Source organism: Jeotgalibacillus proteolyticus, from assembly GCF_050107735.1.
GTDB classification, from domain to species: Bacteria; Bacillota; Bacilli; order Bacillales; family Jeotgalibacillaceae; genus Jeotgalibacillus; species Jeotgalibacillus proteolyticus_A.
In genome coordinates, this window is sequence record NZ_JBNILO010000001.1 from 293,272 (window position 1) to 307,690 (window position 14,419).

The window sequence follows — 14,419 nt, forward strand, 5'->3', positions numbered from 1 at the left end:
TGACGCTAAGAAGGTGCGTCAGTATGCATCTATAAACACGTAAAAAGGAGCGCTAAGCTTGAATATCCAATGTACAAAAAAACTTTTAACCGAATTAAAGGTTCAGCCGGCGGAGGCAGCTGAAGAAGATCCGTTATTCAGCTGGCACGCCAATCTGATGATGGTGAACCGCAGAAAGACGCTTGTCCTTATGAATGATCGCAATCGGTATGGGATTGTTCTTCATGGATTGAAGGCGAAAGACTTTAAAAGGCTGAATGAGTTGATTCCTGAAGCGATTGAACGAGCTTACAGGGAAGAAGGCGTTGAGGAAGAAGTAATTCAGACGTATCTTTCTCAAGTCGGCGAAGTCTTGTTCACAAAAACAAAAGATCGAACCTTTGTTGCCAGGCTGAATAAGACGTGCGAGCTGGTTTCCATTTTTGATGAAAAAATCAAGGGGGATTCACAGCATCAGAGCAGCTTAACGAAAAAGGTCAACCGTATGGTGGTGGGCGAAGGAAAACAGAGCCTTGTCGTTCCGAATGAAGAATTATATAGAAATTTAGAAGAATTAGCGGGGCAGCCGATTTTTCCTTCTGAAGCGATGATTCTTCACGTCAAATTAGAAATTAATAAACCGGTCTGGCGCAGGATCGCTGTACCGAAAAGGATCACATTTCCACAGCTGCATAAGACGCTGCAAATCGCTTTTAACTGGCAGGATGCTCATCTTCATGAATTCCTGTTGTTCCAAAGTAAACCTTTTGATCCGGATCGCGTGAAGGAAACGGAGAACCGTAAGCCGGTCTTGAATTTGGTTAGTCATCAGGATGCCTTGAATGATGACAAAGGAATTCCGATGAAGCTGGATAAAGGGGAGAAAGTCGCAGACTATCTGCCAGCTGAGATGATGTATATTTATGACTTTGGAGATGATTGGAGGCATCGTATTACCGTTGAAAAAATGGTAGATGATTATGCATTCAACCATCCCCTCTGTCTCGAAGGAGAAGGGGACACACCACCGGAAGATATCGGAGGAGAAGGCGGCTATGAAATGTTCCTTGAGGTCATGGCAGACCCGGCACATGAAGATCACGATTACCTGAAGTCTTGGAGCGAAAGCCAGGGATATAGAAGTTTTACTATTAATTGGGTGAATGTTGATTTAAAATCGATATAGAAGAAGCGCCATTTGCGAAAGTCAAATGGCGCTTTTTTCAATTACTCTCCGTTAAACGTCCGAATCCTTCCAGCTTCTCCTGCCAATAGGGGTTTGACAAAGGGGAGATCTGAACGCCATCTCCGTCGTTGGCATGGATAAATTGATCGTTTCCAAGGTATATGCCTACATGGGAAATACCCGCTTTATAGGTATTTTCAAAGAAGACCAAATCACCCTGCTGCGGGGAGTCCACTGGAAGAGCCCGTGCATGCTGATCCTCTGCTGTCGTCCGTGCGATCTCGAACCCCGCTTCTTTGAATACATAATAAACAAATCCGCTGCAATCAAACCCATCCGGTGTGGCACCACCCCACACATAAGGCACGCCAATCTGTCTGCCCGCAATATCCAAAACCTCCGTCAGCCAGGAGTCGCTGCCCGTGGAAGCTGGTACGACAGGTGAACTGCTTTCTCCAGTAACCTTTAGCTCCTGCCCTGGCAGCAGTAAATTTCCGGAAAGGTGATTGAGTTCCCTCAGCTGATCCACCGTCATGCTGTAAAGATTGGCAATTGAAAACAATGTATCCCCAGCTTTTACCGTATAGGTCTGCGAAGCTTCAGTCTGCTTCTCAGGAACAGTGTCTGTTTGGGGAACCTTGAGCATCTGATGAGTCACAATCAAATCAGACGTCAGTTCGTTTAGGGACTGGATGGCTCTGACTGTCGTACTGTATTGAGCGGCAATGCTCCACAGCGTGTCCCCGGCCTTTACTTTATACGTCCCCTCACTTACTTCCGCCTGGGATACCAAACTTACAAAAAAGAATACGAGAATAATGGTGAATGCTGCTATCATCTTCTTCATTTAATACTCCTCCTAAATGCTTTGTAGCGAATAAGAGCAGTATAGCCAAGATAGGTAGATTTTAACGGGTGTGTGGACTATCTATTCTTTCATGGCAACGGTAAAGATAATTAGCGGATAGAGTATGTAAGCAATTTCATAGAATTAGTGAATAGAGAAAAACAGCTTACAGTTTATTGAAATATTTGATATTATAGATGAAGTTTTATTATTTTGGAGGTAAGTTTGTGGAAAGAAATTATACAATCGATTTTATAAAATTTTTTGCGATTTATTTTGTCGTCGTCATTCATACCGGTCCTTTCAAGAATGAACCTCTGATATATGAGACAATCAATATCTTTGCAAGGTTTGCTGTACCATTCTTTTTTATGACTTCGGGTTATTTCTTAGGTAAAAATCTACAAACTAAAAAGGATCCTGGCCAGTATATAAAAAAGAGTTTTATTAAAAATCTATCTTTATATATAACATGGATCTTCATCTTTTTCGTTTATGATTTTTTTCTGACGATTCTCTTTGCGAATCTAAAAGGGGTTTCTATAGGGAATGCATTAACAGATCATTTTAGTGAGTTTTTTACGATCTGACTCTTGTTTTATGGAACAGAGACGAATTCGTTCCATCTTTGGTTTTTAATTGCTCTAGTTTGGTCGACGCTTATTGTTTCGTTCTTTGTAAAGATAAATAAGCTCATACCTTTATTAATTGTCAGCTTTGCTCTAAACGTGATGGGTCTTTTTGGACAATCCTACCACGTATTTTTCGATTTTCCCTTGCACACAAGAGACGCATTGTTCTTTGGTTTATTTTACACAGCCCTAGGCTGCTGTTTTGCCAGCGGGAAGCTGAGATTAAAGCGGAACCCTTTGCTTTGGTCAGGCTTAGCGATTTTATTCTCGATCTTGCAGATTGCGGAAGGCTTATCTCTTATTCATCTATTAGATTCACATATCGATAATTATTATCTTTCAACGATTCCCTTAAGTATTTCTTTAATTGCTTTGGCTCTGACTTCAAGCGGGGTGGCTGAGAATAATCCTTTAGCAAAAATAGGGAACAAATCAGTTGGAATCTTCGTTCTGCATCCTCTCTTTATTAGTGCAAGCTTGCTTTTTGTCAGCTGGCTGAATGTAGAAGCTGTTAGACAAACCTTTATATGGAATATCTCGTTTACACCTGTGATTTTGGTTGTTTCTTATCTGAGCTATGAGGTACTACAGAAGGCTAAGAGAAGGTTATTTACGAGGATTAATGCAAGGTCTACTGCTATATAGAAGACGATGGTGCCAATTGCGATATGCAATTGGCATTTTTCGTGTCCACATTTGAAAGAACTCTTTAATGAATCTATCTAAATCAATTTTCAGAATGTATTTCAATATATTTATGTAATAATATCCAACTATGCCTCATAAACTGATAGGGGGAGGTGCAGTTTAAGGAATAAAGAGAGAATTGAATTATGGTATGGGTTAGGATAAGCAAAACAAGAATGAAATAAGATATCACGTTCGCCAGGCTTTTCTCACTGTAATGTCCGTGTAACGACTAAAAGGGGGAAAGACAATGGATGATTTGTTTTTATTGTTATTTTTCTTTTCCATTCTCGCGTTTATTACAGGTTTAATTAAACCCTCTCTTTTATTAAGGTGGGGGCCAGAGGAAAAAAGAAATAGAAGAAGAGCAGCTGTGTATTTTGGTTCCGCAATTGTAGTGTTCTTTATTTTATTTGCCATTACAATAGATCCGCTAGAAGAAGATATTGCTGGTATTGAGAGCCAAACAGACGCCGATAGGCAGGCAAAAGAAGAGGAAAAGCTAGCAGCAGAAGAGGCTGAAAAAGAAGCAGCAGAAGAGGCAGAACGAGTAGCAGCAGAGGAAGCAGAGAAAGAAGCGGAAGAAGAAGCTGAGCGAGTAGCGGCTGAGGAAGCAGAGAAAGAAGCGGAAGAAGAGGCAGAGCGAGTAGCAGCAGAGGAAGCAGAGAAGGAAGCGGAAGAAGAAGCTGAGCGGGTAGCCGCTGAAGAAGCAGAGAAGGAAGCAGAAGAAGAGGCAGAGCGAGTAGCAGCTGAGGAAGCGGAGAAGGAAGCGGAAGAAGAGGCAGCTCGGGTAGCAGCGAAGGAAGCAGAGGAGGAAGCAGAAGAAGAGGCAGCGCGTTTAGCAGCAGAAGAAGCGGAGAAGGAAGCGGCAGAAAATACGGTGACCATGTCACAGCAGCAGGCGATAAGCATGGCTCAGTCCTATTTAGATTATACTGCCTTCTCAAAAAGCGGATTAATCGCTCAATTGGAATTTGAGGGGTTTGACAATGCCGATGCTGCCTTCGCGGTGGACAACATCAGTGTGGACTGGAGTGAGCAGGCAGTTCTAATGGCGCAGAATTATCTTGATTACTCTGCATTTTCAAGAGCAGGTCTCATCGAACAATTAGTCTTTGAAGGCTTTGATCAGGCTGACGCTGAAAATGCGGTGAATATGGTTGGTCTTTAAATGTTAGGTAGAAGTGCAAAATTTAAAGCAGGTGATCGCTATTTAGCGGTCTTTTTTTTGTTATTGTTCAAGGTGTAATATAATTTAATTTGATTTGGATCGTTATATCTGTTGGATTTAATTACGGTTGAGGAGTGAGTATATGAGAAAAGTCGTGTTGTTTATCGCTCAAAGTCTGGATGGCTATATTGCGACTCATGATGACTCATTAGACTGGTTATTTAGCGTTGAAGGGGAAGGGGACAACGGATACGCTGAATTTTTTAGCACGGTTGATACCGTCTTGATGGGAAAGAGGACGTATGATTGGGTCATGCAGCAAGAAAATGGGGTGTTTCCCTATCCTGATAAAAAGTGCTACATCTTTTCAAAGGCAGACAATGAAGATACTGAATATGTGACTTTTATTAGTGGGGATATTAGCCAATTTATAACAAATTTAAAGAAGGAGGAAGGAAGGGATATTTGGGTTGTAGGCGGTGGAAACCTGCTTCATTCATTCTTTAAAGAAGGTCTTGTGGATGAATTGAGGATTACCGTTGCACCAAGGGTTTTAGGAGATGGAATTCCATTATTTAAGAAGGGCGACTATCATCTGGATCTTTCGTTGAGCGGTACTAGAACATTTAATCAATTTGTTGAATTGCATTATGAGGTACTTAAATAGAGAAATGATAAAAGCCTGGGATGGAGCCCCTGGCTTTTTTAAGCTGTGAAACAGAATTGGGGTGAGTCTTAACTTGTAAAAAAGTCTTTTGGTCCATTATTGCGCGGCGGCTTAATGGAGTATTGAACGAATAGCAGCGTGGTTCTGATAAATTGTTCTTTGGCAGTGCTGTAGGAACAGTCCGCGATCATATACTGACCGTTGAAGAAAATGATTTTCGATTGCTTGGGATTGTCCGGGAAAGGTTTTATTTGATCTATATGGTCTAGGAAAAACCAGGAATTCTGCCGGTTTTTACTGGAATGAGTAGGAAATGCATAAATATGATTGAACGGATCGATGATGAGTGGGATTTTGTTCCGTATGCTCAACATGCATCTTGCTGCATCCAACCGCCCGCCCATTCGGCTTCCGCAGCGCAGACAGGCTTCTTCGAGCAGCGTTTTCATTGATTTCTCAGAATAAAAAATTCCTCGTTTATCGTGAATTACAGTTTGATAGCGTATGTCCAATGCAGGCAGCAATGCCAGTGTGGTGGAGCTTATGTAATAATCGTGTTCCAAAAAATAAGCCATTTACAATCCTCCTTCTTTTTACCCATTATATAGGATATTATTTTGGAATAATATATACAAATTGTAAATATTGAGTTACTGAATTGTTAAAAATCCATTGAATCTCCTTTCTTAAACTGTCAAAAACAGAGGAGGTTTTCAATGGATTTTTGGGTTTTACTCCAATTGATCAGAAAGAGAGATTTTCAGCTTGGTAACTGCTCCCTTTTTCCACTTTTTAACGGCAGATACACTGACTCCTTCCTGCTCGGCAATTTGAGCTACACTTAAATCTTTTTCAAAGGTAAGCCAGAACCATTTTTGCTGGGCAGGCGTGAGGAGCTTCGCACAGCTGTTGAAGATGTCTCTTTGAAAAGCAGTGTCTGGGGCTGAATCCTCCCGCATTTCCCAAAACTCTTCAGAATGAACGCTTTCTCTTTCCTTTCGTCTGTTGTCACTCCGCATATATGTCAGCATGCCGCCTCTAATGCATTGATAGGCATAAGGCGCAAATTCCCCCTGTGCGGGATCAAATTTCTCCCAGGCACGCCAAAGAGAAAGCATGCCTTCCTGAATATAAGCCTCATGATCCTGATGGATATTCAGCTTTCTGATCATATGAAAAATCATCGGTTCAAACTGTGCAAAAACTTCATCAAACGAATTCATCTTTCTGCTCCATTAAGGAGGCGCGCCTGCCGGTTATTCTCGAGTAACCCCAGTGTAAAGGGGTTCTTTAATCTGTACGAATGACCGTTTTAGGTGAATGGAGGGGGATTTGGTGTGGTTTAGTGTAAACGAGAGGGGGATGTGGGGGAAACGAGATGGCGGGGAGGGGAAATGGGTGGAAATACAATCATTTTGAAAGATAAACATTCTGCTATTAATATTACTTCAAAATAATAATACTGATATTAATAGTGTATCAAACTAGATAATGAGATTCTTTCTTAAAGAGATATGTAGCTCAATAAATCACCCTAAGGAAATGTAAAACTTATTTGACACCCCATCCAGTCCCCCGTTATAATCAAAGTGTAAAAAACCTTTTACACCAAAGGTGGATGCCGGATGGAAAATAAGATAAAAGAATATCGTGAAAAGAAGAGTTTTTCTCAAGGTAAATTGGCTGAAGTTTGTCAGGTTAGCAGGCAGACGATCAATGCCATTGAAAATAATAAATATGATCCGAGTCTTCAACTGGCATTTGATATTGCAAGAAGCCTAGGGGTAGCAATGGAAGAACTTTTTCAGTCAGATAGGGGAGGGAATCGGAATGGATAAAAAGAAAAATTGGATGGCTGCAGCGGCTTTTCTTCTATTCGACATCCTTGCGGGTTTTTCATTTTACAAATGGCTCAGTGCCGGAACGATTGATGGGGCGGGAATCTTTTTCAGTTTTGTTGCTCTCACCTATTTTTTTAACTGCCTGACATGGGGGCAGCATGAGGGAGGCGGCGAGAAAGATGAACTGGACCGCCATGTTGAAACGCAAAGCACTAAAATCGGCTATTATGTATTAATGGTCTTAGCCGGCATAATCCTCTTTGTTTCAGAGGGAACCGGCAACTTGAATGAGATTGACAACTATCCGTTGCTGCTCGTTGTGGGTCTTACTTTTATAACGGTGCCCATCACAGAATATGTCTACTCCAGAAAGTTCCGGGTAAAATAGCATTCTACATATACGTTAGAAAATATAGTCCAATTAAAACCAGCATCACGATCAACAACACCTGAATCAAACGCTTCATTGGTTACCTCCATTCTTTAAGTAAATGTGCAGTCAATAGCTATTTATTCTTCATGTGAGATTCTTATTCCTTTCGTTAACATAGAAAAGACCTGTGATAACTCACCAGGTCTTTTTCTATTATTGCCAATATTGCTGCTGAGGAGAATACACCGGCTGAGTGTAGGAGTAGTCATAATATGTCTGGGCTGGCTGATGTCTAGTGCAGTTGCTTGGCGGTCCGATATAGGTGGACGGTTCAACAGGAGCCGTGACCTGCTTCCACTGCGTTTCATCCATGCAGTAGGTGTGTGCCATAACGTTTGCCGGGGTGAGAGCAAGAATATCAGATCCTAATACCACCTCTGGATTCGGCGCATCAAATATGGCGAGCAGATGAGTATTGTCTGTGGTCGCAATTTCATAATGCCACCAGCCCTGCGGCACATTGGCCACCTGTCCCGGCGTAATAAAATAATGCAGAAACTGCTTAGTAAATGGATTCAGGATAGAAACAGTGGCAGAACCCGAAATGCAATACACCAGTTCAGCCGCATTTTGATGGTAATGGGGTTCTACCGCATTGCTCCGGCTTAAAAATATATCTAAAAGCGAACTGCCATTCAGCGTATTGAGCTGTTTTCTTCCGAGAACATTAATATAGTTTTGTTCATCTTTAATAAAAAGCGGAGACGTATTCACATCGAAGAAAAACTGAGCGGACGGTGAAGTATAATCAAAGGAGTCACTCAATCGGATCACCCTGTCTGTTTAAATTAAGCCATTTATAGGCTTGATTCTATAGGCTATGTCCCAGGGAGGGAATGGGTGCAGAGGAGGGATTTATTATATAAGATAATCTTAAAAGTTTCTTCGTTTTTCTCTTTATAGATTTAAACATATAGAAGGGAAGATCCTAATGAGTTTTATTGACTATCTAAAGAATAGACATTTACACATTGAAAAAGCAAATAGGATTGGAGATACCTCGGCTCGGCAATATAAAAGTCGCTTAGAAAATTTAATAGATAAAGGTATATACATCGATGAAGGGTCTGTAACGTCTGAAATATCCGAAATGATTAAAGGATATTATGTAAATAAAACGGGCGAATATGAAAGAACTTTAAGATACTATATAGAGTATAGAAAACATATTGAGAAGCAATAATTGATGAACTTATTGTAGTAGTTCTTGTGGTAGTCCGAACGATAAAAAAGGCCAGACCTCATAAAAATATATAAAAGCGTTTCTGCAAATTAAATAGCAGAAACGCTTTCTTTGCTTTAAGAAACCCTACACCAGTTCCCCATTAATATATGTCTGCTCCACCTTATTGCGAAGATCAAACGGGTCGCCGCTCCATAAAACAAAGTCGGCGTCTTTTCCAACTTCAACGGAGCCTGTTCTGTCGTCAATGCCGAGATGCTTGGCGGCATCAAGGGTAATCGCGCGCAATGCCTGTTCTTCTGTCAGCCCGTTTTTGACAGCGAGGATGGTGCTGGTCATTAAATGTTCGATAGCGATGACGGGATGGTCGGTGGTGATGGAAAATGGAATGTTTTCCTCAGCAAGAGCCGTTAAGGTGTTCCAGCCTTTGTCCGCCAGTTCGATTTTGGAGCGGGGGGACATGGTTGGCCCTACCGACACCCGGACATCATGCTTTGCGATGAAGGGGGTAATTTTATGTCCCTCGGTGCAATGCTCAATCGTCAAATTAAATTGAAATTCATTTTTCAGACGCAGGATGGTGACAATATCATCTGCACGATGGGCATGAACACGCAGCGGGATTTCTTTATCAAGTACTTTTACGATGTTTTCAAGCTCCAGGTTCCGATCCGCTTTTCCCTCTTTTCTTTTAGCCGAATAGTTTTGAGCTTCAATAAACTTTTCTCTGAGAATGGCCGCTACTCCCATTCGTGTGGTTGGCATGATTCCTTTGTCCCCATGGAAACGCTTCGGATTTTCTCCCATTGCCGCCTTTAGTCCTGAAGGATTTTTAATCACCATTTCATCGATAATGGTGCCGGCGGTTTTTAATACGACCATTTCACCGCCCATCACATTTGCACTTCCCGGCATCACCTGTACCGTTGTCACGCCTGCTTTGCGTGCATCGGAAAAGCCTTTTTCAAGTGGATTAATGCCGTCAATCGCTCGAACTTGCGGGGTGGCGGCTCTGCTTGTCTCATTAAAATCCTGTCCTTCTTTGCCAACGCCTTCTTCATGAACGCCTAAGTGAGTGTGGACATCAATGAGACCAGGGGTAAAATATTTCCCGCCTGCATCAATGACTTCACAGCCTTCAGGAATTTCAATGTCCTGTCCTATTTTTGAAAATCTTCCATCCTCAATTAAAATTTTTATATTTTTTACCTGCTTTCCTGTGCCGTCTACTCCTGTCACATTTGTAACTGCTTTCATCGTTTTCCCCTCCTGTTAATAAATTCATTAAATTCTAAATACTTATTGATTTCTGAATTCTTTCTCCTTATAATGACACCTATACCTATTTCCACCTATGATATTAAATTATAATTTGAGTATTGTAAATAATCTTAATTTTTATAAACGATAACATATTCAGGTCATGTTCACCTAATTTAGTCCGAAAGCAGGAGATGGAATGGAATACCAGATTGACGATTTAGACCGCGGGATTATCAGGATCTTATCTAAAGATGGCAGGATCGCCTTTTCCGAAATAGCCAATCAGTTAAATGTAACGGAAAAAACAATCCGGCTTCGATATAAAAATTTAGTGCAAAACGAAATCATTGAAGTGGTCGGTGTAGTGAACCCGATTGCAATCGGTCTTAAAGCAGGAGCGATTATTCAAATTCGAACCACTCAGGGAAGCATTGAATCGGTCATGGAAAAATTAAAAACGATGAAAGAAATCCGATTTATCACCATGACTTCAGGCCCCTACACCTTGCTTATTCAAATCAATGTCCAAAGCCAGGAAGACATCAGACAGAGCATCTTGAAGCTCGATCAGATCGAAGGCATTGTAGACATTAACACGATTATCCAACTGGAAAACTATAAGAATACTTTTGAATATATCTAAAAAGGAGGCAGCCAACATGATAGAAAAATTAAAGACCTTGACTGGTTTGCTTGGTCCAAGCGGCTTTGAGCATGAGGTCAGTTATTATTTGGAAGAGTATTTAAAAAGCAGAGTGGACGAAGTTGAAATTGATCCGATCGGAAACGTCATCGCCAGAAAAAAAGGGACAGCTCCAGGTCCTGTCATATTATTAACCGCTCATATGGATGAAGTCGGGTTTATCGTCAAAAAAATAGAATCAAACGGACTGATCCGATTTGAAAAGCTGGGAGGCAATGACGACCGGAATTTACTCGCGCAGCCGGTCAAACTGCTTGGGGAGCACTCTCCTGTCGATGGTGTAATCGGCACACTATCGGCTCATTTTTCAAAATTTGACGATCCGTCGATGGTTCGAAAACACAGCCAGCTTTATATCGATGTTGGGGCCCGTTCAAAAGAAGAGGTCGAGGCAATGGGGATTGATATTGGCACGGCCGTTGCATGGGGAACTGAATTTCTGATGTTTGGTCCTGAACATAAGCCCCAGATTCGGGCAAAGTCATTGGATGACAGGGCAGGCTGTGCCGTGCTGTTGCAGGTTTTAGAGGAACTTGAACATGAATCCTTTGCAGGTGAACTCGTGTTTCTCTTTGCTGTACAGGAAGAAGTCGGGCTGAGAGGAGCCAAAACGGCTTCTGAACATATAAAAGCAGATGCTGGCATTGCCATTGATACGACTCCAACAAGCGACACGGCAGAAGCCACGATGGATCAAAGCCTAAAGCTTGGAAATGGCACAGGAATCAAAGTAATGGATGGCAGCTTGATTGTCCATAAAACCATGAAGCAGAAGCTGTTGACGCTCGCCAAACAGAAGGAGATTCCGTATCAGCTTGAAGTATTCACAGGAATCGGGACAGATGGCGGAGCGGTAAATTACGCGAATAAAGGAATTCCAACGGGCGTTCTTTCCATTCCTTCCCGCTACACGCATTCATCCATAGAAGTCGTGGACCTTGGGGACGTAGTGGCAACAAAGGATTTAGTTAAAGCGTTTATTTTAAGTTTAGATGAATCTGCGAGCTTTAAATTTTAGAAGATTAAATGACTTGAAATACGATCAATAAGGGAGGCTTTAATATGAAGATTTTTATTTCAGCAGATATGGAAGGCATATCCGGTGTAGCAACCAATCAGCAGTTAAAAACAAATTCAGAGTATCAGCGCTTCCGTAAATTAATGACAGCGGATGTAAATGCAGCGATTGAAGGCGCATTTGCAGGAGGCGCAACAGAGGTAGTTGTCGCAGATGGGCACGGAAATATGTCGAATATCTTAATTGAGGAAATGGACCCGCGTGCAAGACTTGTATCTGGAAATAACAGAATTATGTGTCAGCTTGAAGGGCTTAACGAAAGCTTTGACGGCATCATGTTTGTTGGGCATCACGGCCGTGAAGGCGGGTCGGAGCTTGCGGTTATCAGTCACACACTGGCTGGGATTTGCGTAAACGAAATGAAGATCAACGGCCAGGTGGTCGGTGAAACGGAAATGAACACACTTGTGGCGGGAAGCTTTGGTGTACCTGCAGTATTTATCAGCGGAGATGATGCATACGTAAAAGAAGTGCAAGAAACCTTGCCTAATGTTTACGGAGCAGTGACAAAACGGGCAGTTGACCGCTTTGCAGCGGAGCTTCTTCACCCGGAGGCCGTACGCAAAGAAATTCGGGAAAAAGCAGCGCTCGCTGTAAAAAATGCGCGGTCGTTTGAAGCGGTTACGGTCGATGGTCCGGTCACATTTGAGATTGAATTTAAAGGGTCGCAGCAGGCACAAATGACGACCACTCTCCCGACGGTTGAATTAATCGGTCCGAAGAAAATCCGGTTTACGTGTGATGATATTGTCACCGCGTACAAGCATATGTGGGGCTGCGTGATTATTGCTATGACCGCGACAAACGGCGTGCTTGGCAGTGTGAATGCGTAGATAAAAACGTCAAACGAACCATCAATGGAGGTGAAAGGATGTACATAGTAAAACGGCTATTAACGATGCTCGTTACCATTTGGGTCATTGCAAGTTTAACCTTCCTGATCATGAAAATCATCCCGGGGGATCCTTTCGCTTCTGATGCGGATGTTTTACCAGAGGAAGTGCTGGAAAATGTCCGGGCAAAGTACAATCTGGATGAACCGATTCCTGTTCAGTATCTGATGTATATGAGAGATTTAGCCACTTTTGATTTAGGCATCTCCATTCAATCCGAAACGAGAGATGTTAACGGGATTATTGCTGACGGTGCGCCTGCTTCTGCACTGCTTGGCACACAGGCTCTTGTGATTGCCCTGGTTTTTGGATTGCTGCTTGGCATTATCGCGGCCTTAAATCACAATAAATTTCTGGATTATTTCTCGATGTTTATCGCGATTATCGGCATCTCTATTCCGAGTTTTATTCTGGCTCCTCTATTAATCAAGTATTTTGCAGTGGATTGGGGCTTGCTGCCGGTCGCTTCATGGGGAACATGGGAGCATTCTATCCTTCCGTCTTTAGCTCTCGCTGCAACACCTCTTGCGGTGATCGCCCGTTTTATGCGGTCAAGCATGCTTGAGGTAATGAACCAGAACTATATTAAAACCGCTGATGCAAAGGGACTTCCTGTTACAAAGCTTGTCATCAGTCATGGGATTCGAAATGCCATTTTGCCGGTTGTCTCGTTTATCGGACCTTTGTTTGTCTTTTTAATTACCGGTACCTTTGTCATTGAAAAAATATTTGCTATTCCAGGAATCGGCCGTTATTTCGTAGATAGCATTTTTAATCGCGATTATCCGGTCATTATGGGAACGACGATCTTTTTCAGTTCAATTCTTGTCGTCACATTGTTCTTGATTGATCTCTCCTATCGCTTCATTGATCCAAGAATTAAATTAACAAGTGGAGGGGAGTAATATGGTTTCCAAAAAAGTAGAAGATGCCCTTTTTCGCCCCTTATCACCTGAAAAAAGAGGGCAGGATCCGATCCAGCGCCCAAGTATGAGCGCATGGAAAGAAACGGTTATCAATGTACTGAAAAACAAAATGGCCATCCTGGGACTGACCCTCCTGCTGCTCACGATCTTTTTTGCAATAGCGGGTCCGAGCATGGTGCCTTTTACACCGTCTGAACAAAATCTGGTGGCCACCAATTTAGCGCCTTCAGCTGAACATTGGTTCGGCACAGATGATCTTGGTCGAGATGTATGGTCAAGAACGTGGTATGGCGCAAGGGTTTCCTTGACCATCGGGTTAGTGGCAGCCGCCATTGATGTCATCCTTGGCGTTACGATCGGCGGTATTTCGGGCTACATGGCCGGACGCGGGAAGCTTGGCGACCGGATTGATTCATTCTTGATGCGGATCGTTGAAATTTTATACGGCATTCCGTATCTTCTAGTGGTCATTTTGTTAATGGTGATTATGGAACCGGGTGTTGTATCGATTATTATCGCCTTGTCTGTCACCGGCTGGGTCGGGATGGCGAGGATTATACGGGGGCAGGTTCTTCAGTTGAAGTCCCAGGAATATGTATTGGCGGCTCAAAAGCTTGGAACCTCTCATCCGAAAATCATCTGGCGTCATTTGATCCCGAATACAGCCGGCATTATTATCGTGAATCTTACGTTTACCATTCCGCAGGCCATCTTTGCCGAGTCTTTCTTAAGCTTTTTAGGTCTAGGTGTTCAAGCGCCTTTTGCCAGCTGGGGAACGATGGCGAATGATTCGCTTGGAGTTATTTTAAGCGGGCAGTGGTGGCGCCTGTTTTTCCCGGGCTTCATGATTTCACTGACCATGTTTGCGTTTAATGCATTTGGTGACGGCTTGCAGGATGCGCTGGATCCAAGAGCCAACAAATAGGAGGT

16 protein-coding genes and 1 pseudogene are annotated in these 14,419 nt (G+C 42.6%); 12 read left to right on the forward strand and 5 right to left on the reverse strand.

What is annotated here, in order from left to right; translation table 11 throughout:
* Window positions 1-58 precede the first annotated feature (58 nt).
* The gene (locus ACQCT8_RS01640) at window positions 59-1,165 is read left to right on the forward strand and encodes a plasmid pRiA4b ORF-3 family protein (RefSeq protein ID WP_426867946.1); all 1,107 of its coding nucleotides are present in this window, start codon (window positions 59-61) and stop codon (window positions 1,163-1,165) included.
* 37 nt (window positions 1,166-1,202) lie between these two features.
* Here ACQCT8_RS01640 and ACQCT8_RS01645 read toward each other — a convergent pair whose 3' ends face one another.
* The gene (locus tag ACQCT8_RS01645; RefSeq protein WP_426867947.1) at window positions 1,203-2,012 is read right to left on the reverse strand and encodes an NlpC/P60 family protein; all 810 of its coding nucleotides are present in this window, start codon (window positions 2,010-2,012) and stop codon (window positions 1,203-1,205) included.
* 227 nt (window positions 2,013-2,239) lie between these two features.
* On the opposite strand from ACQCT8_RS01645, the pseudogene ACQCT8_RS01650 reads away from it, so the two are divergent.
* The 3 genes and pseudogenes from ACQCT8_RS01650 to ACQCT8_RS01660 all read left to right on the forward strand — a co-directional run bounded on the left by ACQCT8_RS01650 (window position 2,240) and on the right by ACQCT8_RS01660 (window position 5,169).
* Window positions 2,240-3,289: pseudogene (locus ACQCT8_RS01650) on the forward strand (acyltransferase).
* Window positions 3,290-3,581: 292 nt separating this feature from the next.
* Window positions 3,582-4,502, forward strand: a complete 921-nt coding sequence (locus tag ACQCT8_RS01655; RefSeq protein ID WP_426867948.1) for an Ltp family lipoprotein — start codon at window positions 3,582-3,584, stop codon at window positions 4,500-4,502.
* Between the two features lie 142 nt (window positions 4,503-4,644).
* On the forward strand, window positions 4,645-5,169 hold the full coding sequence (locus tag ACQCT8_RS01660; RefSeq protein WP_426867949.1) for a dihydrofolate reductase family protein: 525 nt from the start codon (window positions 4,645-4,647) through the stop codon (window positions 5,167-5,169).
* A 68-nt stretch (window positions 5,170-5,237) separates the two neighbouring features.
* On the opposite strand, the gene ACQCT8_RS01665 is transcribed toward ACQCT8_RS01660, so the two are convergent.
* A complete protein-coding gene (locus ACQCT8_RS01665) occupies window positions 5,238-5,744 on the reverse strand; it encodes a competence protein ComK (protein WP_426867950.1) in 507 nt (168 codons plus the stop codon).
* Between the two features lie 156 nt (window positions 5,745-5,900).
* Window positions 5,901-6,392: a sigma-70 family RNA polymerase sigma factor gene (locus tag ACQCT8_RS01670; protein ID WP_426867951.1), complete on the reverse strand. Its 492-nt coding sequence runs from the start codon at window positions 6,390-6,392 to the stop codon at window positions 5,901-5,903.
* Between the two features lie 402 nt (window positions 6,393-6,794).
* Here ACQCT8_RS01670 and ACQCT8_RS01675 point away from each other — a divergent pair, with 402 nt between their 5' ends.
* Both ACQCT8_RS01675 and ACQCT8_RS01680 read left to right on the forward strand, forming a co-directional pair.
* On the forward strand, window positions 6,795-7,007 hold the full coding sequence (locus ACQCT8_RS01675) for a helix-turn-helix transcriptional regulator (protein WP_426867952.1): 213 nt from the start codon (window positions 6,795-6,797) through the stop codon (window positions 7,005-7,007).
* A complete protein-coding gene (locus ACQCT8_RS01680; protein WP_426867953.1) occupies window positions 7,000-7,398 on the forward strand; it encodes a hypothetical protein in 399 nt (132 codons plus the stop codon). The genes ACQCT8_RS01675 and ACQCT8_RS01680 overlap by 8 nt, the downstream gene beginning before the upstream one ends.
* 198 nt (window positions 7,399-7,596) lie before the next feature.
* Here ACQCT8_RS01680 and ACQCT8_RS01685 read toward each other — a convergent pair whose 3' ends face one another.
* Complete coding sequence (locus ACQCT8_RS01685; RefSeq protein WP_426867954.1) at window positions 7,597-8,208, reverse strand: cupin domain-containing protein; 612 nt, start codon at window positions 8,206-8,208, stop codon at window positions 7,597-7,599.
* Between the two features lie 166 nt (window positions 8,209-8,374).
* Here ACQCT8_RS01685 and ACQCT8_RS01690 point away from each other — a divergent pair, with 166 nt between their 5' ends.
* Window positions 8,375-8,626 (forward strand): hypothetical protein, encoded by a 252-nt coding sequence (locus ACQCT8_RS01690; protein ID WP_426867955.1) that lies wholly within the window; start codon window positions 8,375-8,377, stop codon window positions 8,624-8,626.
* Window positions 8,627-8,752: 126 nt separating this feature from the next.
* Here the strand turns inward: ACQCT8_RS01690 and ACQCT8_RS01695 are convergent, their stop codons facing one another.
* Entirely contained in the window at window positions 8,753-9,883 is a 1,131-nt protein-coding gene (locus tag ACQCT8_RS01695; RefSeq protein WP_426867956.1) for an amidohydrolase, read from the reverse strand.
* Between the two features lie 202 nt (window positions 9,884-10,085).
* On the opposite strand from ACQCT8_RS01695, the gene ACQCT8_RS01700 reads away from it, so the two are divergent.
* From ACQCT8_RS01700 to ACQCT8_RS01720, 5 genes are read left to right on the forward strand one after another with little or no spacing between them, the layout of a single operon-like run.
* On the forward strand, window positions 10,086-10,532 hold the full coding sequence (locus ACQCT8_RS01700; RefSeq protein WP_426867957.1) for an Lrp/AsnC family transcriptional regulator: 447 nt from the start codon (window positions 10,086-10,088) through the stop codon (window positions 10,530-10,532).
* Window positions 10,533-10,548: 16 nt separating this feature from the next.
* Window positions 10,549-11,610, forward strand: coding sequence for a M42 family metallopeptidase (locus tag ACQCT8_RS01705; protein WP_426867958.1), 1,062 nt, complete (start codon window positions 10,549-10,551; stop codon window positions 11,608-11,610).
* Between the two features lie 44 nt (window positions 11,611-11,654).
* The gene (locus tag ACQCT8_RS01710; protein ID WP_426867959.1) at window positions 11,655-12,503 is read left to right on the forward strand and encodes a M55 family metallopeptidase; all 849 of its coding nucleotides are present in this window, start codon (window positions 11,655-11,657) and stop codon (window positions 12,501-12,503) included.
* 38 nt (window positions 12,504-12,541) lie between these two features.
* The gene (locus tag ACQCT8_RS01715; protein WP_426867960.1) at window positions 12,542-13,468 is read left to right on the forward strand and encodes an ABC transporter permease; all 927 of its coding nucleotides are present in this window, start codon (window positions 12,542-12,544) and stop codon (window positions 13,466-13,468) included.
* 1 nt (window position 13,469) lies between these two features.
* Window positions 13,470-14,414, forward strand: coding sequence for an ABC transporter permease (locus tag ACQCT8_RS01720; RefSeq protein WP_426867961.1), 945 nt, complete (start codon window positions 13,470-13,472; stop codon window positions 14,412-14,414).
* The last annotated feature ends 5 nt before the right edge of the window (window positions 14,415-14,419 follow it).